Origin of the sequence: Streptomyces sp. NBC_00829, assembly GCF_045161795.1 — a bacterium.
GTDB lineage: Bacteria > Actinomycetota > Actinomycetes > Streptomycetales > Streptomycetaceae > Streptomyces.
In genome coordinates, this window is record NZ_CP108867.1 from 3,190,381 (window position 1) to 3,210,950 (window position 20,570).

Here is a 20,570-nt window from a genome sequence, read left to right on the forward strand (position 1 = left end):
CGGGCCTCGCCGTGCTGGCCGCAGCGCTCCTGTACGCGGGCGATGCGGCCGGCTCGTGGCGGACTCCCTGGTTCGTGGTACTCCCGGTCGTCTTCGGCGGTCTGTTCCTGGCCGGGGCGGTGAACCTCGTGTACTACGGCATCCGGCGGCGCCGGGCGGCCAGCATCGCGTCGAGGGAGAGCACCGAGGCCCCGGCGAGCACCAACGGCAGCCAGGCCATGAGGTAGGCGAGGTCGTTGCCGTAGTAGTACGGCTCGGTCTGCCAGCTCACGGTCAGCCACAGGCTCAGCGAGATGAGCGCCCCGCCGAGCGCGGCGAGCCGGGCCAGCAACCCGACGAGGGTGCCGATGCCGACGGCGAGCTCACCGAAGGCGATCGCGTAGCCGAAGCCCTCGGGGCTCTTGAGCGCAAGGTCGACCAGGGCGGGCACGGCGGACGTGTCGCGCACGCTTCGCATCAGATCGCCGATGGAGCCCGCGCCGCTCGCCGCCATGAACTGGCTGTCGGTGAGCTTGTCGATGCCGGCATAGATGAAGGTCACGCCGAGGAAGATCCGCAGGGGTACCAGGGCGTAATGACTGGCCCGCTCGCGCCAGCCACCACGCCCGCCGTCGATCGTTCCGTAGTTCGCCGTCGTCCGATATGTGTGTGTCATCACTGGTCCCGCCTTCGGTTGACCCGTCAACTGACCATACGTACGACCAAGCGCTGCCGCTCGCCAGTCATCGGGCTCACACTGTGACAACCGGAAGCTGTGAATCGGTCCATCGCCACCGGTAGGCCGGTCGCACCGGAGGGGCCGATCCGGTGGTTCGGCCCGGTTCGTCCGGTCGATCGGCCGGACCCGTCGCTCGGTCCGCCACCGTCGCCCATCGTCCACCGTCGTCCACCGTCGGTCAGTCGGTCAGTCGGTCACCGTCGGTCAGTCGGTCACCGTCGGTCAGTCGGTCACGTCGATGGTGCAAGGGTTGCTCTCGACCCCCGCCGCCGTCACGACCCGCACGTCCACCCGCCCGGCCTCGACCTCCGCCGGGACCGGCACGGTGAGGACCGTGTCCGTCGGATTGGCGAACCCGCCGGGGACCGGGATCAGCGGGACATGGACATGCACCGGGCCGATACGGACGACCATGCGGGCCATCCGGTCGGGCGCACCCGCGCCCGGCGGCACAAAACCGGCCCCGCGGATCTCGATGTCATCGCCCGTACGGATGGGGGCGTCCAGGTCCCCGGCCTCGCGGGCCCGGACGACCGAGAGGACCACGGGCCGGCCGCCCTCCGCGTACTTTCCCGCCAGATACGTCGCCGCCGAGACCCCCACCAGCAGCGCGAGACCCCACGGCAGATCGGGCAGCTGCTCCGGCCGCCGGGCCAGCCGTACCAGAGCGAAGACCACGGCCACCCCGCTCACCAGGGCGTACTGCACATCCGCGAAGCTGCCCCGCCCGCCGTCGTCGCAGAGCAGATCCGCGCTCCGCGGACGGTCGGCCCGGACCTTCTGGAGCCGCTGGCCCGACACGCGCACGACCACCACACGGCGTACGACGACGGCCACCGCGCACACCAGCGCGAGGACGGAGAGTGTGCCCGCGCCCCGGGCCAGTTCGAGGCCCGCGATGAGGGCGTCACGGTCGGCGGGCGAGGAGGCCCCGGCCAGCTGGACCGCGAGCGCCAGCACCGCGAAGACGACGAGCAGCACCCACGCGGTGGCGATCGCGCGCGAGGTGGAGAGGCGGTTGTCCTCGCCGATGAGCGGCGCGAGCAGACCGCCGCGGGCGCGATGCAGACGGGCGGCGGCGGTCAGCAGAGCGCCGACCGCCAGCGCGGCGATCAGTGCCGCTGTCCGGGCGCCGGTCCAGCCCGCGCCGATCGCGGTCGTCGACTGCCCGAGCACCAGCGCCGTCACGGCCGTCCAGACGACCAGCAGCGAGCGGAGCCAGACCAGTTGAAGCCAGGCCTCACCGGCTTCACGGCTGCGGTCGGCGACCGCGCGAGCGGACTGGGTCAGCTCGTCCGACACCCACTGGCGCGAGGCGCTCGGCGAGTGCGAGAGGGCGACCGGAAGCCCCTGCCCGGCGGCCAGCTCGTCCCGCTTGGCGAGGAAGGCCGCCACGGCACGCCGATGGCCTTCGCGCGCGCCGTGCGTGCATTCGTCGCACTGTCCCGCTTCTTGCACCGCCACGACCGATGCCGCCCTTCCCCGCCCACATCTCCGAACTTCCCAGTAATTCTTGGGAATTGTGCCGTACGGACCGGGTCTGCGTGCCGGTGCCCAAGGCTACGGCGGGTGAACGTCCGGTCACAGTGTTGACCCGGCGGTGCGGACCCCCGCTGTGGATCAGTCCTGGCGGAGCAGATCGGGCTCCTCGCGGCTGATCTGCCGCCACAGCGGCTGGTAGTTGATCCACGCGACCAGATCGCTGCCCAGCTGCTCGCGGGTGGCAACCGCGTCCCGGTGCTCGATCAGCACGGGCTTGCCCGCCGCACGGGCCGTGAGCTGCACCTGCGCGCAGCGTTCCATGGAGATGAACCACCAGGCCGCCGCGTCGACGGAGTCGCCGACGGTGAGGAGGCCGTGATTGCGCAGCACGACGGCCTTGTACGCGCCGAGGGCGCCCGCGATCCGCCGGCCCTCCTCCTCGTCCACGATCACCCCGGTGTACGAGTCGACCAGTGCGTGGTCCTCGTAGAAGCCGCACGCCTCCTGGGTGATCGGCTCGATCAGCTCGCCGAGGGCGGACAGTGCCCGCCCGTGGACCGAGTGGGTGTGGGCCACGGCGACGATGTCCGGCCGTGCGAGGTGCACCTGGGCGTGTACGGCGAAGGCCGCCTGGTTGACGTGGTACTTCCCCGCGACGACCTGGCCCCGGCCGTTCACCAGAATCAGATCACCGGCAGTGACCTGGGCGAACGGCACGCCGAAGGGGTTGACCCAGAAGCAGTCCGCGAACTGCGGGTCCCGCGCGGTGACATGGCCGGACACGCCCTCCTCGTAACCGAACCGCCCGAACAGCCGCACCGCTCCGGCGAGCCGCTCCTTGCGGTGGGCCCGCTCGTCCGCCGACGACTCGTGGACGGGCGGCAGGGCGAATTGCAGCTGGTCGACGGGTATGGGCGCGGGTGTCTCTGTCATGGCTGGAAGCTACCTCCGGGTAGCGGAAGAGACCAGAGATATGCCGGGGCTCGTAAGGGAATGCGTGCATGACCGGCACGACGTCTCCGCTGGTCGAGCTGGCCGGCCCCGGAAACGACCGACGCCGCCGCCCACACGGGTGGACGGCGGCGTCGCGTTCAGGACTCGGGGCGGGTCACTCCCACTCGATGGTGCCCGGCGGCTTGCTCGTCACATCGAGCACCACGCGGTTGACGTCCGCGACCTCGTTCGTGATCCGTGTCGAGATCTTCGCCAGCACGTCGTACGGCATCCGCGTCCAGTCCGCCGTCATCGCGTCCTCGGAGGAGACGGGACGGAGCACGATCGGGTGACCGTAGGTACGGCCGTCGCCCTGGACGCCGACGCTGCGGACGTCCGCGAGCAGAACGACCGGGCACTGCCAGATGTCGCGGTCCAGGCCCGCGGCCGTGAGCTCCTCGCGGGCGATGGCGTCGGCCTCGCGCAGCAGGTCGAGGCGCTCCTTGGTGACCTCGCCGACGATGCGGATACCGAGGCCGGGACCCGGGAAGGGCTGGCGCTGGACGATCTCGTCCGGAAGGCCCAGTTCCTGGCCGACCATCCGGACCTCGTCCTTGAACAGCTGGCGCAGCGGCTCGACAAGCTCGAACTCGATGTCGTCGGGAAGCCCGCCCACGTTGTGGTGGGACTTGATGTTGGCCGTGCCGGTGCCGCCGCCGGACTCGACGACGTCCGGGTACAGCGTTCCCTGCACCAGGAAGGCCACGTCCTCGCCGCCCTCGGCGATGATCTCGGCCTGGGCCTGCTCGAAGACGCGGATGAACTCGCGCCCGATGATCTTCCGCTTCTCCTCCGGGTCGCTGACCCCGGCGAGCGCGTTGAGGAAACGCTCCTCCGCGTCGACGACCTTGAGCTGAACGCCCGTGGCCGCGACGAAGTCCTTCTCGACCTGCTCGGTCTCGCCCTTGCGCATCAGACCGTGGTCGACGTACACGCAGGTCAGCTGGGAGCCGATGGCCTTCTGCACGAGGGCCGCGGCGACCGCGGAGTCCACGCCGCCCGAGAGCCCGCAGATCGCGCGCTTGGTGCCGACCTGCTCACGGATGGCGGCGACCTGCTCGTCGATCACGTTGCCGGTCGTCCACGTCGGCTCGATGCCGGCGCCGCGGTAGAGGAAGTGCTCCAGCACCTGCTGGCCGTACGTCGAGTGCATCACCTCGGGGTGGTGCTGGACGCCGTACAGCTTCTTCTCGTCGTTCTCGAAGGCCGCGACGGGCACCACGTCGGTGGACGCGGTGACGGTGAAGCCCTCGGGGGCGGCGGAGCAGGCGTCGCCGTGGGACATCCACACGGGCTGCTCGGCCGGGGTGCCCTCGAAGAGGGTCGAACCGGTCTTGGAGACATGCAGCGGGGTACGGCCGTACTCACGCGCGCCGGTGTTGTCGACGGTGCCGCCGAGCGTCGTCGCCATCAGCTGGAAGCCGTAGCACATGCCGAAGACGGGGACCCCGGCCTCGAAGATTCCGCGGTCGAGACGGGGAGCGCCCTCCGCGTACACGGAGGAGGGGCCGCCGGAGAGGATGATCGCCCTGGGGTTCTTGGCCAGCATCTCGGCCACCGGCATGGTGGACGGGACGATCTCGCTGTAGACCCGGGCCTCGCGGACGCGGCGGGCGATGAGCTGGGCGTACTGGGCGCCGAAGTCGACAACGAGGACTACGTCCGGGTTGGAGGGATCTGGCGCGGCAGCGGGGGACGCTGAGGACACTGGCGGCCTTCCGGCGGTGGGAGGGGGTCGGTTTTGTCGATTCTACCGGCGCGCCGGGTGCGCTTTTCGTCTCACCATCCGAACCCGGCTTGGGGCCGCGCGGGCGGGCGGTCCATACTGCTCCCATGCACAAGCAGCTGACCTTCGTCTTTACCTATGGCACCGGCCCGTCCGGCTGCCATGGTCGTGCTGCTTGAGCCACTGACAAGCAACTTCCCAGGCGCCCCGGGCCGACAAGGCCCGGGGCGTTCTGTCGTTTCCGGGCCGTACCGCTCCGGGGCCTCCCGTAAAGGAGCCCCACCCATGACCGCCCTCGACACGACCGCTCCCGGCAAGACCGTGCTCGACAAGACCGGCGCCCGCACCGACCAGGCGGCGGACGTCATCACCGGCGCACGCGAGCGCATCGACGCGCTCGACGACCGGATCATCGGCCTCGTGCAGGAACGGATGGCGGTCTCGGCCGTCATCCAGGAGGCCCGGATCTCCTCCGGCGGGCGCCGCGTGAACCTCTCGCGTGAGATGGAGGTGCTGAGCCATTTCCGCGAGGCGCTCGGCAAGCCCGGGACGGCGCTCGCGATGACGCTCCTGGAGCTGTGCCGGGGGCGCATCTGAGACCGCGGGAATCCGCATCTGCGTTCGGCCGCATCCTCACCCGTACGGCGCGTGACCGCAGCCGACGGGGCTTCGTTGGTACCCATGTCCGTGCCAGCCAGGGGCGGGCTTCGAAGAAACCACGCGTGGCTTCGCTGGGGCGTGTGACGTACTGCAGGTGCGTCGTGGGACCTCGCCCCAGCGCGCGTGACCGGTCGGCAGGGGACAGCAGCCCGGTCACCCCAAGGGCGGTCGGCTCCGGGGACGCCCGGGGCCGACCGCATCCGGTCCACATGGCTGCGCACTGCGCAGCCCGTCCATCACGATGCAGACAAGCGCAGTCCCCGTGCGCGCGACAACACTTCCACAGGTCGATACCACCCGCGCGCCGTCGGTGCGCCGGGTCGGCGACCCTCCCCACCGCGGCGCTACCCCCCGGCGCCGCGCCTCGGCACCGGCGCTGCCCTGACGTCGGTGCTGACCCAAGGGCCCCGCGGATCGTGATCCGCGGGGCTCTTGCCCCGCGCGGTTCTCCCTGCTGACCCAACCGCTCGGCGCCCATCCGCTTCCGGGCCGAGGCTCCCTGGAGGGTCGCGCTGGCGGGTCTGCCGCTTCCGTCGGCGGCACGGATGTCCGCTCGGCCTCGCTCCGGAATGTTCCCCTGGCCTCGCCGGAAATGGACGGCTCGCCACCGTGCCCTTCGGCGACCGCCGGGTTCCGCCGATCCACCCGTCGCCGCTCGGCCTCTTTCCTCACGAACCTTCTGGCGCCTGCCGGTTGCGGCGGCAGTGTCGTTGGCCGCGCGGCGCGACGAGGGGTTCGCGGCAGACCAGGGGTGTGACGCGGGCCACATAAAATTTCTGTGAAAGCGGGGGCAACTATTCCGGCCATTCACCGGTCAAAGCATGCGTACCAATGGCCCCACCCGTGCACCCCCACCTCGGACGGCCCCAGATTCCGTACCGCATGCGGTACGCCGGACTTCACTGAGGTCTTGATGAAGCTTCGCCGCGCTATGGCCGTCGCAGCCGCGACCGCTGTCATAGCCCCCGCCGTGTTCCTGTCGGCTCCGGCCGCGTTCGCGACGGAAACCCCGAGCCCGGCCGCGACGTCCCCCTCCGCCGACGCGCCGGGCGCGACGCCCTCCACTCCGGCCGCCGGTGAGTCGACCCCGGCCGCGGTGGAGAGCACCCCGGCCACGCAGAGCGCCTCTCCCGCCGGGAACACCGCGGCGGCCGTCGAGGCCGACACCACGCCGTCGCCCTCGGCCACTTCGCCGAGCCCGTCGGCCGGCGCGTCGGACGAGACGTTCAGCTGTGACGTCGACAAGGAACCGACGTACGACGAGAACCTGCGCACCAGCCTCACGGGACTGCCGTCGAAGATCGTCGCCGGCAGCGGATTCCACGGGTTCAAGCTGAACGTCACCAACAAGGGCGGCAACAGCTACAAGCGCGTCGACCTGGGTGTCTTCACGGCACAGGTCGACGAGGACTCCTGGGAGGAGTCCACCGGTCACCTCTCGCTCCAGTACAAGGACCCGGAGTCCGGTGTCTGGACCGACATCTCCCTGGACGAGAACGACGAGGGCGCCGGCTACCTCGGCTACACCGACGTCAAGGCGAAGGAGTCCCTCTCCATCGACCTGCGGCTGAGCGTCGACAAGAAGGCCCCGGCCGGCTTCGGCTTCGCCATCAGCATCGGCGCCTACGCCGATGACAAGGGCAACTGCGTGTTCTCGGACGACGAGTCGTTCTACGAGTTCGACATCCTCGCCGCCGACTCGGAGCCCGGTGACGTCGACGACGCGGAGCCGCAGGAGGGTGGCAAGAAGCCGCTGCCGTCCAAGCCGTCCGGCAACACGGAGATCCAGCCGCAGGGCAACCTCGCCCAGACCGGTTCCAGCTCCATGCTGCCCACCGTCGGTATCGCGGGCGGCCTCGCCATCGTCGCCGGTGCCGGTGTCGTGTTCGCGATGAAGCGCCGCCGCAGCGGTGACGCCACCGCGTAACACCGGCCCCAGGGCCAGAAGGCCGCTGCACTCGGAGGGGGGTGCAGCGGCCTTCTCATGTCCTGGCCGGGGCTCCCGATCCGTCTGGGGCCGGGGCCGGCTGTCCGGGGCCGGGGCCGGTCAGCTCTTCGGTGGGACCGCCGGCATTCCGAGGAACGGCAGCTTCAGCGCGCCGAAAGCGGATTCCGGGACCGCCGGGCACTTCGGAGCCACCGGGGACAGCCGCTCGTACACGGCTCCCTGCTCCGGACGCGTGTCCTCCTCGCCCTTGTTGGGCCAGAACGACATCGCCCGCTCCGCCTGCGCCGTGATCGTCAGAGACGGGTTCACACCCAGGTTCGCCGAGACGGCCGCGCCGTCCACGACCGAGATACCCGGGTGTCCCCACAGCCGGTGGTACGGGTCGATCACGCCGGCCTCGGCGGACGATCCGATCGGGCAGCCGCCCAGGAAGTGGGCGGTCAGCGGGGTTCCCATCAGCTCGCCGATGTTCGAGCCCGCGAAACCGTTGATCTCCTCGGCCAGCAGGGCCGCCGCACGGGTGGCCTCCGGGATCTGGGTCGGGTTCGGAGCGCCATGGCCCTGGCGGGCCGTGAGCAGGCCCTTGCCGATGCCCTTCGGCTTGCGGTAGGTGGTCAGCGAGTTGTCCAGCGACTGCATCACCAGACCGATGATGGTCCGCTCGGACCAGCGGCGGTTGGAGAGCGAACGGAGCGCGAGCATGGGGTGCCTCGCCACGCTGCCGAACCAGGCCGACACCCGCCGCTTCGTGTTGTACGGGACCTGGAGGACGGTCAGACCGCCCATCGCGTTCGAGCCCTTGCCATAACGCACCGGTTCGATATGGGTGTTCTCGTCGGGGTGGATCGAGGACGTGATCGCCACACCGCGTGTGAAGTCGACTTTCTGCGCGCCGTGGCGCTTGCGGTAGCGGCGGTTGTCGGTCTGCGCGCCCACCAGTGCCTCGGAGTTGGTACGGGTCAGCTCGCCGAGCCGCGCCGAGATCCGCGGCAGCAGCCCGCTGTCCTTCATCCGGTGCAGCAGGGTCTGCGTGCCGTACGTCCCGGCGGCGACAACCACGCGGCGGGCGGTGAAGTCACGGCCCTGCCCCTTGCGCTTGTTGTCGCTGGGGAGGGTCTTCACGGCGAAGCCGCCGCGCGAGTCCTCGGTGACGGTGACGACGGAGGTCATCGGGTGGATGACCGCGCCCGCGCGCTCAGCCAGGTAGAGGTAGTTCTCGTTGAGGGTGTTCTTCGCGCCGTGGCGACAGCCGGTCATGCATGCGCCGCACTCGGTGCACGCCTTGCGCGAGGGTCCGGCTCCCCCGAAGTACGGGTCCTCCACCTCCCCGCCCGGCCTGGTCTTCGACCTGCCGTCCGCGTCCTCGCCGTCGCCGAAGAAGACGCCCACCGGGGCCATGTGGAAGGTGTCGCCGATCCCCATCTCCTGGGCGGTCGCCTTCAGATGCACGTCCGAGGGGGTCATCGTCGGATTGAGCCGGACACCGAGCATGCGCCGCGCCTGGTCGTAGTACGGCTTCAGCTCCTCCTGCCAGTCCGTGATGTCCTTCCACTGCGGGTCGTCGAAGAAGGGCTTCGGCGGTACGTAGAGCGTGTTGGCGTAGTTCAGCGAACCGCCGCCCACACCCGCGCCCGCCAGCACCATCACCTTGCCGAGCAGATGGATCCGCTGGATGCCGAACAGCCCGAGGGCCGGGGCCCACAGGAAGTTGCGCAGGTCCCAGGAGTTCCGGGGCAGCGTCTCGCGAGTGAAACGGCGGCCCGCCTCCAGGACACCCACCCGGTAGCCCTTCTCGGTCAGCCGCAGCGCGGTGACCGAGCCGCCGAAGCCCGAGCCGACGACGATGACGTCGTAGTCGTAGGCGTCGTTCTCGTCCTGTTCCAGGGCAGGGGGTACCTCGGGCATGGCTCTCCTCCGTGCGAAAGGGGGTGCTGTGTCAGCTCAGGCGCAGGGCCTTCATCGCCTTCAGACTGCGGCTCATGAACGCCGCGTACTTCTCGTCGTCCATCCCGAAGGCGGGCGCCAGCGGGATCAGCCGCTGCTGGGCCACGGTCTGGGCCTCGGTGTACTTCAGGATGCCCTCCGATCCGTGCCTGCGGCTGAGGCCGGAGTCCTTCATGCCGCCCATCGGGGACTGCACACTGCCGTACGCAGGGGCATAGCCCTCGTTGATGTTGACCGTGCCGGTGCGCAGCTTCGCGGCGACGGCGTGGCCGCGGCGGCCGTCGCGCGTCCAGACGCTGGAGTTCAGGCCGTACGGGGTGGCGTTGGCCTGCCTGATGACCGCGTCCTCGTCCGTGAATCGGTAGACGGAGACGACCGGTCCGAAGGTCTCCTCGGTGCACACGGCCATCGGGGCCTCGACGCCGTCGAGAATGGTCGGCTCGTAGAACAGCGGGCCGATGTCGGGGCGCGCGACACCGCCGGCGACAAGGGTGGCGCCCTTGGCGACGGCCTCCTCGACATGGCGGGTGACGGTCTCCAACTGGCGCTCGCCGACCAGGGAGCCCATGTCGGCGCCGTACGCGAGGGAGTTGCCGAGGCGCATCGCCTTCGTGCGGGTGGCGAAGCGCTCCAGGAACGCGTCGGCGATCGACTCATGGACGTACAGCCGCTCTATGGAGATGCACAGCTGGCCGGCCGAGGAGAAGCAGGCGCGGACGGCGCCCGCCGCGGCCTTCTCGACGTCGGCGTCCTTCAGCACCAGCATGGCGTTCTTGCCGCCGAGTTCGAGGGAGACGCCGACGAGGCGGGCGGCGGCCCCCTGGGCGACCTCGCGGCCGGTGCGGGTCGAACCGGTGAAGGAGACGTAGTCGGCGTGCCTGACGACCTCGGGGCCGACCACGGGGCCCTCGCCGATGACTATCTGGAAGACCCCGGCGGGCAGTCCGGCCTCGATCAGGAGGTCGCGGGCCCACAGGGCGGTGAGCGCGGTCTCGGTGTCGGGCTTCATGACGACGGCGTTGCCGGAGACGAACGCGGGCAGCGCATCGCCGACGGAGAGCTCGAACGGGTAGTTCCAGGGCGCGATCTGGCCCACGACACCGCGCGGCTGGCGCAGTTCGGTGGTCTTGGTGAGGACGGGGACCACACCGGTGTGCCGCTTGGGCCTGAGATAGGCGGGGGCGCGGCGGCCGTAGTGGCGGGAGGCGACGGCGACGGCCTGGACCTCTTCGTGCGCGTGGAGGCGGGCCTTGCCGGTCTCCAGCTGGATGAGGTCGAGCACTTCGGCCTGACGTTCCAGGACGAGGTCGTGGAAGCGCAGCAGGACGGCGGCGCGGGCGCGGGCGGGCAGGGCCGCCCAGGCGGGCTGGGCGGCGCGGGCGCGCTCGAAGGCCTCGGCGACATCCTCGGGGGTGGACTCGGGCAGGTCCGCCAGCTTGTCCCCGGTGAACGGGGTGTGGTTGGCGGTACGGCCGGAGCCGACCACCCCACGGGTCAGCTGGGCGACCACCTCGGGGGTGACCACATCGGCCGCGGTGCGCGCACCGGCCGGGGCGGTTGCTGTCGGATTGGTGCCGAGGGCGGCGGCGGGGGCCTGCGAGTCCGTCATGGGGGCGAGAGTATGTCGCATCCGGAACTTTGGGTACCCGTCGGTAACAGCTTTTCACCAGGCCCTCACCACCGCGCCAGCGATCACTGGCAGGTAAGCCCTGATCAGGGGCTCGTCCCGGCCATCCGGGCCGGTCAGCCCGCGGGCGTGAAGGAGTCCAGGGCCGTGTCGAAGTGCCGCCGCGCCTCGTCCGCCCTCCCGACCGGGGCCGACACCCATACGTCGTACATCCGGCCGCTCTCGTCCCAGCAGATGTCGATGGTGTGCCGGTCCCCCTCCGCCTCGGAGAAGCCGTTCCAGGTGAACTCCCAGAGCGCGGCGGGCAGTCCGTTGTGCGTGGTCGGCGTGACCTTGCCGTCGCGGTAGCCGGGGTTGGTGCTCGGACCGTCGGCGTGCGAGCGGCGCATGGCTCCGAGCGACCCGTCCGGGGTCGCGTTCTGCACCCGGACGCCGATCCTGATTCCCCGGTCCGGCGCCACGTAGTAGACGCGCTTGTCGTCCTGGGAACGGGTGAAGCCCTCGGGGACGGCGAGCGCGAAGCCGCCGGGGTCGGCGACCGAGAGATAACCCTTCGGTGCCACCGGCTTCTTGACTGAGGCCACGGGCGGGGTCGTGACCGTCACGGTGGGGTTCGGCTTGGGAGCGTTGGCGGGCGACTGCTCCGTACGGGCCGTGGGCGCGCTGCTCGCCGCCGTACGGGAGGGACCGGCCTGCGCGCCGCTCCCGTCATCGCCGTGGAACAGCACGGCGGCAGCCCCTGCCGCCCCCGCCAGCGCGGCGACCAGGGCAGCCGCGACCAGCAGCGGGGCCCGCCTGCGGCCACCGCTCGTGGGCGCTGCGACCGGCTGCCGAAGCGCGGGAGCGCCCGCTGCGGACCCGTCCGGTACGGACGCGGGAGACGCGGGCGCGGGGGACGTGTTGTCCTTGCGGGTGGGCGCCGGACGCGCGGCCGACAGCGGTACGGACCCTGTCGTGACGTACGTCCGCAGCAGTTCCTCCGCCTCCCCCGCGCCGATCCGGCGCTCCGGGTCCCGCTCCAGCAGCCCCAGCACCACCGGCAGCAGCGGCGCGGCCTGCGCGGGCGGACGGATCTCGTCCTCGACGACGGCGTGCAGGATGCCGCCCAGCGAATCGCGGCGGAACGGCGATTCGCCGCTCAGCACCGCGCACAGCAGCACGCCCAGCGACCACAGATCCGACTCCGGTCCCGCCCGCACGCCCTGCATCCGCTCCGGAGCGGTGTACTCGGGCGAACCCACGAACGACCCCCCGTCCGTGATCGTCGTGGACCCGGCGAGCTGCGCGATCCCGAAGTCGGTGAGGACGATGCGCCCGGTGGACTCCTCCAGCAGGACGTTGGCCGGCTTCAGGTCCCGGTGCAGCACGCCCAGCTGGTGCGCCGCCTTCAGCGCGGCCAGCAGAGCGAGCCCGATCCGCGCCGCCTCGGGCACGTCGACCGGTCCGCCGCGCGCGATCCGCTCGGCGAGTGAACCGCCGTCGACCAGTTCCATGACGATGTACGGGAGTCCGTCGTCGACGACCACGTCATGGACGACGATCACATGCGGATGCTTGACCCTGGCGACGGCACGGGCCTCACGCAGCGGCGCCGCCGCGGAGCTGTACGGGGAGGAGTTGCGTCCTCCCCCGGCATCTTCCGGGTGCAGCTCCTTGACGGCGACACGACGGCCCAGCAGTTCGTCGTCCGCGCGCCAGACGGTGCCCATCCCTCCGCGCCCCAGCCGGTCCAGGAGCCGGTAGCGGCCCGCGATCAGCCGCGATTCCTCGGACACGCAACTCCCTCTCGCTCAGCCTGCGTCCATCATGCCCGAGGACGCCAGCCCCGCAGCATGATGTCGAACTGCTGACGTGTCGTCGCCCAGTCCTCCTCGGGACCCGACATGTAGAGGGCGTACTCCGTACCGTCATCCGCGATATAGATCTGGTCGATGGCGTGCCGCGGGCCGGGGAAGTCCTTCTTCTCGATCCAGGTGAACTCCCAGAGCGCGGAGCTGGGCTGGTCACGGAAGGTGTTGGGACGCAGCTTGACCCTTTGGTACTCGGGCAGCCGCTTGAGGTTCTTCTCCATGGCGAGCATGTGCGTGTACGGGTTCTCGAACTCTGGAGAAGCGTTACTGCTGATCCGGATGCGATGGTGGCCGTTGTCAGGGGTGTAGTCGATCTGGTCGCCGTCCATCTGACGCGTCCAGCCCTTCGGCACCAGCAGACTGAAACCCTCCGGGTCGTCCACGCGCTGCCAGCCGGCCGGCACGTCGGAGGAACCGCCCGGCTGGTTCGTCCGGGACTGCGTCTGACCTCCGCCATCGTTGTCGCTGTTGGCGTACTTCATGGCTGCGACGCCCGCACCGCCGCCGACGACGGCCGCGAGGACCACGACGACCAGGGCCCTGCGCAGTCTGCCGCCGCGCCGGGGCTGCGCGGCCGGGGGCGCCGCGGGGCCGGGCGGCGGCACCGGAGCGGCCTTCGTCACAGAAGGCTGCCTCGAAGGCGCCGGCCGCTCGTGCCGCTCTGTCGTGCGCTGCGCGGGCACCTGGGGTGTGCGGTGCGCACCGGCCGACCCCGACCCCGAGTCCATCGCCTCGCGCAGCATCCGCTCGGCCTCGGCGGCCGAGGGGCGTGTGGCGGGATCCTTGGTCAGCAGCGCCATGATGACGTGCGCCAGCGGTCCGGCCGAGCCGGGGTGACGCGGCTCCTCGCTCACCACGGCCTGCATGGTGGACAGCGGCGACGACCTGCGGAACGGCGATTCACCCTCCACCGCCGCGTACAGCGTCGCGCCGAGCGACCAGAGGTCGGACGCGGGCCCCGGATCGGCGCCACGCACGCGCTCGGGGGCCAAGTAGTCGATGGACCCGACGATTTCACCGGTGCGGGTGATCGTCGAGTCGCCCTCGATGGCGGCGATCCCGAAGTCGGTGATGAGCACCCGGCCGTCGCGGTTGAGCAGGACGTTGGCGGGCTTGACGTCGCGGTGGAGCACTCCGGCGGCGTGCGCGGCGCCGAGGGCTCGCAGGACCTGCAGTCCGACGCGGGCGGCCTCGGCGGCCGGTATCCGCCCGGACTCCTTCGCCGCGTCGGCGAGCGAGGGCCCGTCGACGTACTGCATGACGATCCACGGGCGGTCGTCGTGGTCGAGGACGTCGTGGACGGTGACGACACCGGGGTGGCTGATCCGGGCGGCGGCCCGGGCCTCCTTCTGGGTGCGGGCGTGCAGGACGATCCGGTCCGCCTCCGAGGCGTACCGACCCGCCGTCAGCTCTTTGATCGCGACGACGCGGTGCAGCACCTCGTCGTGGGCGCGCCAGACCTTGCCCATGCCACCGCTGCCGATGCTCTCGCCCAGCCGATAGCGTCCGGCGAGCAGCAGCCCTGTGCCCGTGCTCTGTGAGTGTTCCACGTCCCCCGCCCAGTTCCCTTGGATGACAGGTTACGGAGGTGAAGTACGGGCGTGGTACCCCGGATGCCTCAAGTGACCTCGCCGTGATGCTAACGGGTGGCGCGATAGGCGTTCGTGGCCTCCTGGTACGCCTCCGCCACCTTGTCCCGCTGTTCCTCGGGTCCGATCACCTGGACGACGTGGTAGCTCCCGTCGACGATCATCGCCAGATTGCGGACGTACACCTCGCGTCCGTTGGTGTCCTGCCAGGTGAACTGGCCCTCGGCCATGGCCCGCTGCCCCACGTCTATCCGGCGTAGTCCGGCCGCCCCGGCCCAGGACGAGTCCCGCCACGGCTGGAGCTCACGTTCCTTGACGCGCTGGTACATCAGCGGGTCGTCGCCGTTCGCCTTCACGCTGTCACGGCCGGGCACGACGATCAGGGTGAAATCGCCGTCGCTGTAGCGGACTTGGCCGATGTCGTTGACGGGCCGGCGCTGCCAGGTCTTGTCGACGGCTATCTGGAAGCCTTCGGAATCCTTGCGCAGTGTGTAGCCGTACGGAAGGTTCCCGGCAGGCGCGGAGGTCTGGGGCTGCTGACCGGGGCTGGCTGCGGAGGAAGGGGGCGGCGGCGCGGAAGCGGAACGCTCCGGGCTCGCACCCGCGGCCGGGGGACGCCCGCCGTCCTTGCCCCGCGAACGGTCCTGCTGCTGCGAGTCGGCCTTCGGCATGAACAGCACGGCGTACGCCACGGCGGCGACGAGGAGCAGCAGGACGAGCAGCAGGAGGGTACGGCCGAGGCTCCGCGGCCGGCGCTCGCGCCTGCTCGGCTCCTTCTTGTGCCGATGACGGCCGTGCACCACCTCGGCCGAGCCGCGGCGCTTGCGCACCAGCTCGCCACGGCGGCGTACGACGGGCAGTCGGGAGCCGTCGACGGCGCCCGGCGGGACCGGCACGACGTCCATCCCGGCCTCGGGTTCGGGAGCGGACCGTACGAGTGAGCGGAGCCAGCCGCGCAGCTCCTCGAAGTCCGGGCGCTCGGTCGGATCCTGGCGCAGCAGCGACTCGACGACCGGGCGCAGCGGCCCGCACTCCTCGGCGAACGCGGGCGGTTCGGCGCAGACGAGCTGGACCAGCTCGACGGCGCTCTCCTCGGGGTACGGGGCGTGGCCCTGGACCGCGCGGTAGAGCAGCGCCCCCAGGGCCCAGAGGTCGGTGGCGGGGCCGACGGGGGCCGCGAGCTGCCAGTTCTCGTGGACGGGCCCGGCCTGTTCGGGGGCCCAGCGCTCGGTGACGGCCCCGACGACCGCGATCCGCGCCTGGCGGGCGCGCTCGGCGGCGAGCGGCGTGGCGGGGCCGCGGTAGGCGGGGGTGCCGCCGCTCGCGACGATCTCGTCCCACCGTCCGGTGAGGGAGGGCGCCCCGGCGACGACGGGCGCGCGTCGGGAATCGGCGCGCTGAGAGTCGGCGCGCAGCGCTTCCCGTCCGGCGCCGCCGCGGTCCCAACTGCCGGTGGCGGGCGCGGAGGAGGATCCGGGACGCGCGCCGGGAAGGGCGGGCCGGGTGACAGGGGGATCGCCGCCGCTCTCGGCACGGGGAAGGGCGGGGCGCGCGCCGTACGGATCGCTGTCGCCCCGGGCCGCCGGCAGCGCCGGGCGTGCGCCGTAAGGGTCGTTGTACCGGAGCGGCGCGGAAGGGCCGGTGCCGCCGCCTGCCGGAAGGGAACGCGGACCGTCCTGGCCCGGGAAGGGTCCGTCGTGCCAGGTGCCGGCGAGCCGGGCGTGGCCGTGTCCCTGGCCGTGTCCCTGGCCTCGGGAGGCGTCGTCGGGACGCCAGCCGGTGCCGGCCTCGGCCTCGTCGTCCATCTCGTCGTCGATGTCGTCGTCGATGTCGTGCGCGACCAGGCCGGAGCCCTGTTCGCCGGGCCGCCTGGCCCACCAGTCCGGGTCGAAGCCGGCCTGGACCGGACGGTCCGGCCCGTCGTCGGGACCCTCACTCCGGCGCTGGTCCTCGCTGACCCGTGCCGCGGCCCTGGCGCCCGCGCGGTACGCCGCGATGGCTCCCGCCCTGGCGGCCCGGACGTCGGGCACACCCGTCTCCTGGGCGGGCAGCCTGACGGGCGCGCCCGGATCGCCGGGATCGGCCGAACGCGCGGGCTCCACCGCGGAACGCCCGGGCCGGTCGCTGTACTCCGGACCTTCGAGCTGCCGGAAGGGACCTTCGGGCAGGACACCGCCCAGCGATCCGTCGGGCAGTCCGTCCGGCGCGTCGTCCGGCGCGTCGTCCGGCGCGTCGTCCGGCGCGTCGTCCGGCGTTCCTTCCCGCCACTGCCCTGCCTGCCGCGATCCTTCCCGCCACGGTCCGGGCAGTGCTTCCGAAACCGGACCGGGCAAGGCGTGGGGAGGCTCTTCGGACAGATCCGGGAGACCTTCCGGCAGCGCTTCCTGAGGCCCTTCCTGAGGCCCCGGCACAGGGGCGTAGCCGCACAGCGCCTCCTCAGCGGCGCCCGACGCGAGCCCGGTCAGGACCACCCGCCCGTCGTCGCAGACAAGAACCGTACGGGCGGTGATGTTCCGGTGGGTCCAGCCGTGGGCGTGCAGCACCCGCAGCGCGGTGAGAACGTCGGAGGCGACCTCTGCTGCCCGGTATGGACTGAGCGGCTTATCCGCGAGAAGCGCCGCGAGCGGCCGTGCCGCGACCCGTTCACTCACTATCCAGAGCGAACCGCCCTCCGCGAACACGTCGAAGACCTGGTCCAGGCGCGGATGGTCGGGGATCCGGGCGGCGGCCTGCGCGGCCTCCATGGCCCGCCGCACCGCCGGGTCTGTGGGCCTGCGTGTCGTACGCCCCTGGGTCCTGCGCGGGACCGCGGTTCCGGCCGGCCCGTCCGCGTCGACGACCTCGGCGTCAACGACCTCCGGCAACGGCACCTGGCGCACCAGGACTTCCTGCCCGCTGTAGGTGTCGAACGCGCGGGTCTCGACCAGTTCGTACTCGTCGGAAGGAGGCAGCGGCAGACGGTAGCGGTCGGCCAGCACCCTTCCCGCATAGTCGTCCACGTCGCCTCCCCACGCGCGCACTGTCCCCCGGACGGCCGCGAAGTCCGTATCAAACCGTCAATTCCGGTCGGTTGACGGCTTCTTACGACCCCTTGCGGCTGCGTACCGTCCGCGAGCTCTCACGATACGTGTCCTGGCTCAGTCCTTGGGCTTGAATGTGGCGAACGCCGTCTTGCGCAGCGTCGCGCACTCCGCGCCGTCCCACTCACTCGCCTTGCAGGAGATCATGATCGAGTAGCCGCGCTTCGCATCCACCTTGAAGCCCCTGTTGAGGATCCGTACCCGCTCGCCACCCTGATTGCGCTCGAACTGCCAGTCGGCGACGGTCGGGTAGCCGTTGTACTCGACCTGGCCGATGCCCAGATGCTTGTAGCCGTCGCTGCTGGCCTGGGTCACGGCGACGGCCGCGGCCCAGGCTGCGGCGGCGTCGTCCTTCGGGCTGGCGTTGAAGTCGACCTGGACACGGGGGAAGCCGCCGTTCAGGCTGAATATCCCGCCGGAGTTCTGGCCCGCGATACCGGTGAGGTGGAAGCCCTTCGGCATCGCCATGGAGAAGTGGAACTGGTCGTTCGAGATCAGCGCATACCCGGCCGGGACAGCGCCCCCGCCCGTGGAGTCGTCGACTTTGGGCTTGCCGGACGGCTTGCCGCCCTGCCCGGCCCCGCTTCCGTTGTCGTCCTTGGGAACGTCCTTGCCGGTTCCCTTCGTCTTGTCGCCGCCCGTGCCCTGGCCGGCGTCCGTGCCCTTGCCGCCGCTGTTGCCGCTCGTGGCCCCGGCCGAGGCGGTCTTGTCGCTCTTGGTCTTGTTCTCTCCGCCCTCGCCGCCCTCGTCACCGCCGCCGAGCGTCAGATACAGCCCGGTCGTCAGCACCGCGAGCGCGGCGACCACGGCGATGATGACCAGCGTGTGGCGAGGCACCACATCGGTGAGCAGAGCCCGCGCCCGCATGGGGCGGGCGGACGGGCTCCGCGGAGCGGACTGCGGCTTCGGTTCCGGCTTCGCTGCGGCTGCCGCGTTCCGGACGGAGCGCAGCGAACCGCGCATCCGGTCCGCGGCGGGGTCCTTCTGCCGGGCCTCCGGCAAAGCCGGGGGAAGCGGCGGGAGAGCGACCACACGGGTGGCCTCGGGCGACGGCTCGGGCTCGGCGGGCGGCTCCGGCGCGTGGAGCACCCCGGTCAGCAACGCCCGCGCGCCCACGTCGTCCAGCCGCTGATCGGGGTCCTTGACGAGAAGCCCGTAGATGACCTCCTCCAGCGGCCCCGCGTTCTTCGGCGGGTCGAGCGGCTCGGTCATCACGGCGGTCAGCGTGGCGATCGCGGAGCCCTTGTCGTACGGCGGACAGCCCTCGACGCTCGCGTACAACAACCCGCCCAGCGACCACAGGTCGGCCGCCGGCCCCGGCTTGTGTCCGCGGGCGCGCTCCGGCGAGATGTAGGACGGGGCGCCCACGAGCATGCCGGTCGAGGTGATCGACGGGTCGCCCTCGACCTGCGCGATACCGAAGTCGGTCAGCACGACACGGCCGTCATCCTTGGCGATCAGTACGTTCGACGGCTTCACATCGCGGTGCAGGATGCCCTGGCGGTGCGCCGAGCGGAGTACGTCGAGGATCGCGAGGCCCACCTCGGCGGCGCGGCGCGGTGTGAGAGTGCCGTCCTCACGGATGGCCTCGGCGAGGGACTTGCCCTCGACGAGTTCCATCACGATCCAGGGGCGGTCGTCCTCGTCGACGACGTCGAAGACGGTCACCGCACTGTTGTTGCGGATACGCGCGATGGCCTTGGCCTCGCGGAGGGTGCGCGTGATGAGGCGGCGCTTCTCCTCCTCGTCGATGCTGTTGGGGAAGCGCAGTTCCTTGACGGCGACGGTACGGCCGAGAGTCTCGTCGACGGCCCGCCACACGGTGCCCATACCGCCGCGCCCGAGCACGCCGCCGAGCCGGTACCGCCCGGCCAGCAGCCGCCCTTCGGTGTCCCGCCCGGATGCCTTCGCACCGGCCGCTCCCTTGGCGGCCGGCTGACCGGCTCGGGAAGCGGCGGACGCGTCGGCCGCGGCCTGGTTCTTCGCAGCCGCGGACGCGGACCCGGATGTGGCAGGTCCGGCTCCGGCCTCGGACTTGACGGCCCGTGCCGCGGACGCTCCGGAGCCGGCAGGGTCGGCCGCGGACGATTCGGCAGGACCCGACTCCGCCCCGGACTCGGCGGTGTCGGAGTCGGCAGCACCGGACTTGGCGGTGTCGGACTCGGCAGCACCCGACGCGGCAGCACCCGACTCGGCCCCGGACGCGGCAGCGCCGGACTTGGCGGTGTCGGAGTCGGCAGCACCGGACTTGGCGGTGTCGGACTTGGCAACACCCGACTCGGCCCCAGACGCGGCGGCGCCGGACTTGGCAGCACCCGACGCGGCAGCACCCGACCCGGCGGTGTCGGACTCGGCAGCACCCGACGCGGCGGTGTCGGACCCGCCCTCGTCGGACGTGCCCGTACCTGACCGGGCGTCGGAGGCCGCCCGCTCGGAGGGCATCTCCCCGGCGGCCTCGGACCCGGACGGGGCGTTCCCGTCGGTCCCGGCCGTACGGGCCGCGGACTTGGCGGTACCCGGCTCGGCGTCGCCCTTGGGCAAAGGCGCGTCGGATGCGGCGTCAGCCACGCCCGACCCGGCGCTCGCACCGGATGTCTTCTCCGCACCGGGTTCAGAAGCCTTCCCAGGCTCGCCCCCGGGCTCCTTCCCGGTCGCCACGCCAGACCTCGCGCCGGCTTCCGCCGCAGACTTCGGCTCGGCCTTCGGCCCGCTCGCCGACCCGCCCTTCGTCCCGGATTCCTGCCCGGCGTCCCGCTGGGACTCCTCGGCCGTGTCCCGCTGGGGCTCCCGCGACTGCTGCGCCTCCGACATGCGTCCCCTCTGCGATCCCTGATCTTCGCCCGCGCCTGCCGCTTCCCGCGCGATGCGGTAACCCGCCCTGGCAGAGCCCCCATTGTCCCTCACTCCTGGAACGGCGCTTCTCCCGGGTCACCCGTCCGCCGGGACGGGTCCG

General features: G+C 71.6%; 12 protein-coding genes. 2 read left to right on the forward strand and 10 right to left on the reverse strand.

All coding sequences use genetic code 11. The features are described 5' to 3' along the window. Positions 1 to 133: 133 nt before the first annotated feature. The 4 genes from OG293_RS13520 to guaA all read right to left on the reverse strand — a co-directional run bounded on the left by OG293_RS13520 (position 134) and on the right by guaA (position 4,901). On the reverse strand, positions 134 to 655 hold the full coding sequence (locus OG293_RS13520) for a DoxX family protein (RefSeq protein ID WP_405999056.1): 522 nt from the start codon (positions 653 to 655) through the stop codon (positions 134 to 136). Positions 656 to 940: 285 nt separating this feature from the next. Next, positions 941 to 2,182 (reverse strand): hypothetical protein, encoded by a 1,242-nt coding sequence (locus tag OG293_RS13525; RefSeq protein ID WP_405999057.1) that lies wholly within the window; start codon positions 2,180 to 2,182, stop codon positions 941 to 943. 156 nt (positions 2,183 to 2,338) lie between these two features. Then, complete coding sequence (locus OG293_RS13530) at positions 2,339 to 3,133, reverse strand: class II aldolase/adducin family protein (protein ID WP_405999058.1); 795 nt, start codon at positions 3,131 to 3,133, stop codon at positions 2,339 to 2,341. Positions 3,134 to 3,308: 175 nt separating this feature from the next. Beyond that, the gene (guaA, locus tag OG293_RS13535) at positions 3,309 to 4,901 is read right to left on the reverse strand and encodes a glutamine-hydrolyzing GMP synthase (protein ID WP_405999059.1); all 1,593 of its coding nucleotides are present in this window, start codon (positions 4,899 to 4,901) and stop codon (positions 3,309 to 3,311) included. A 303-nt stretch (positions 4,902 to 5,204) separates the two neighbouring features. Here guaA and OG293_RS13540 point away from each other — a divergent pair, with 303 nt between their 5' ends. Beyond that, complete coding sequence (locus OG293_RS13540) at positions 5,205 to 5,516, forward strand: chorismate mutase (protein WP_405999060.1); 312 nt, start codon at positions 5,205 to 5,207, stop codon at positions 5,514 to 5,516. Between the two features lie 976 nt (positions 5,517 to 6,492). Then, positions 6,493 to 7,506, forward strand: coding sequence for an LPXTG cell wall anchor domain-containing protein (locus OG293_RS13545; RefSeq protein ID WP_405999061.1), 1,014 nt, complete (start codon positions 6,493 to 6,495; stop codon positions 7,504 to 7,506). Between the two features lie 120 nt (positions 7,507 to 7,626). Here the strand turns inward: OG293_RS13545 and OG293_RS13550 are convergent, their stop codons facing one another. The 6 genes from OG293_RS13550 to OG293_RS13575 form a co-directional block, all read right to left on the reverse strand. Next, positions 7,627 to 9,432 carry a GMC oxidoreductase gene (locus OG293_RS13550; RefSeq protein ID WP_405999062.1) on the reverse strand — a complete coding sequence of 602 codons (1,806 nt, stop codon included), beginning with the start codon at positions 9,430 to 9,432 and terminating at the stop codon, positions 7,627 to 7,629. A gap of 31 nt (positions 9,433 to 9,463) precedes the next feature. After that, the gene (locus tag OG293_RS13555) at positions 9,464 to 11,080 is read right to left on the reverse strand and encodes a succinic semialdehyde dehydrogenase (protein WP_405999063.1); all 1,617 of its coding nucleotides are present in this window, start codon (positions 11,078 to 11,080) and stop codon (positions 9,464 to 9,466) included. A gap of 134 nt (positions 11,081 to 11,214) precedes the next feature. Continuing rightward, the gene (locus OG293_RS13560) at positions 11,215 to 12,873 is read right to left on the reverse strand and encodes a protein kinase domain-containing protein (RefSeq protein ID WP_405999064.1); all 1,659 of its coding nucleotides are present in this window, start codon (positions 12,871 to 12,873) and stop codon (positions 11,215 to 11,217) included. A gap of 29 nt (positions 12,874 to 12,902) precedes the next feature. Beyond that, on the reverse strand, positions 12,903 to 14,498 hold the full coding sequence (locus OG293_RS13565) for a serine/threonine-protein kinase (protein WP_405999065.1): 1,596 nt from the start codon (positions 14,496 to 14,498) through the stop codon (positions 12,903 to 12,905). A gap of 89 nt (positions 14,499 to 14,587) precedes the next feature. Beyond that, positions 14,588 to 17,536, reverse strand: a complete 2,949-nt coding sequence (locus OG293_RS13570) for a protein kinase (protein ID WP_405999066.1) — start codon at positions 17,534 to 17,536, stop codon at positions 14,588 to 14,590. A 138-nt stretch (positions 17,537 to 17,674) separates the two neighbouring features. Then, entirely contained in the window at positions 17,675 to 20,428 is a 2,754-nt protein-coding gene (locus OG293_RS13575) for a protein kinase domain-containing protein (protein ID WP_405999067.1), read from the reverse strand. Between the last annotated feature and the right edge of the window lie 142 nt (positions 20,429 to 20,570).

Coding starts and splice junctions, on each gene's coding strand:
- OG293_RS13545 (WP_405999061.1), top strand. CDS start 6,493: ATGAAGCTTCGCCGCGCTATGGCCGTCGCAGCCGCGACCGCTGTCATA.
- OG293_RS13550 (WP_405999062.1), bottom strand. CDS start 9,432: ATGCCCGAGGTACCCCCTGCCCTGGAACAGGACGAGAACGACGCCTAC.
- OG293_RS13555 (WP_405999063.1), bottom strand. CDS start 11,080: ATGACGGACTCGCAGGCCCCCGCCGCCGCCCTCGGCACCAATCCGACA.
- OG293_RS13520 (WP_405999056.1), bottom strand. CDS start 655: ATGACACACACATATCGGACGACGGCGAACTACGGAACGATCGACGGC.
- OG293_RS13575 (WP_405999067.1), bottom strand. CDS start 20,428: ATGTCGGAGGCGCAGCAGTCGCGGGAGCCCCAGCGGGACACGGCCGAG.
- OG293_RS13530 (WP_405999058.1), bottom strand. CDS start 3,133: ATGACAGAGACACCCGCGCCCATACCCGTCGACCAGCTGCAATTCGCC.
- OG293_RS13540 (WP_405999060.1), top strand. CDS start 5,205: ATGACCGCCCTCGACACGACCGCTCCCGGCAAGACCGTGCTCGACAAG.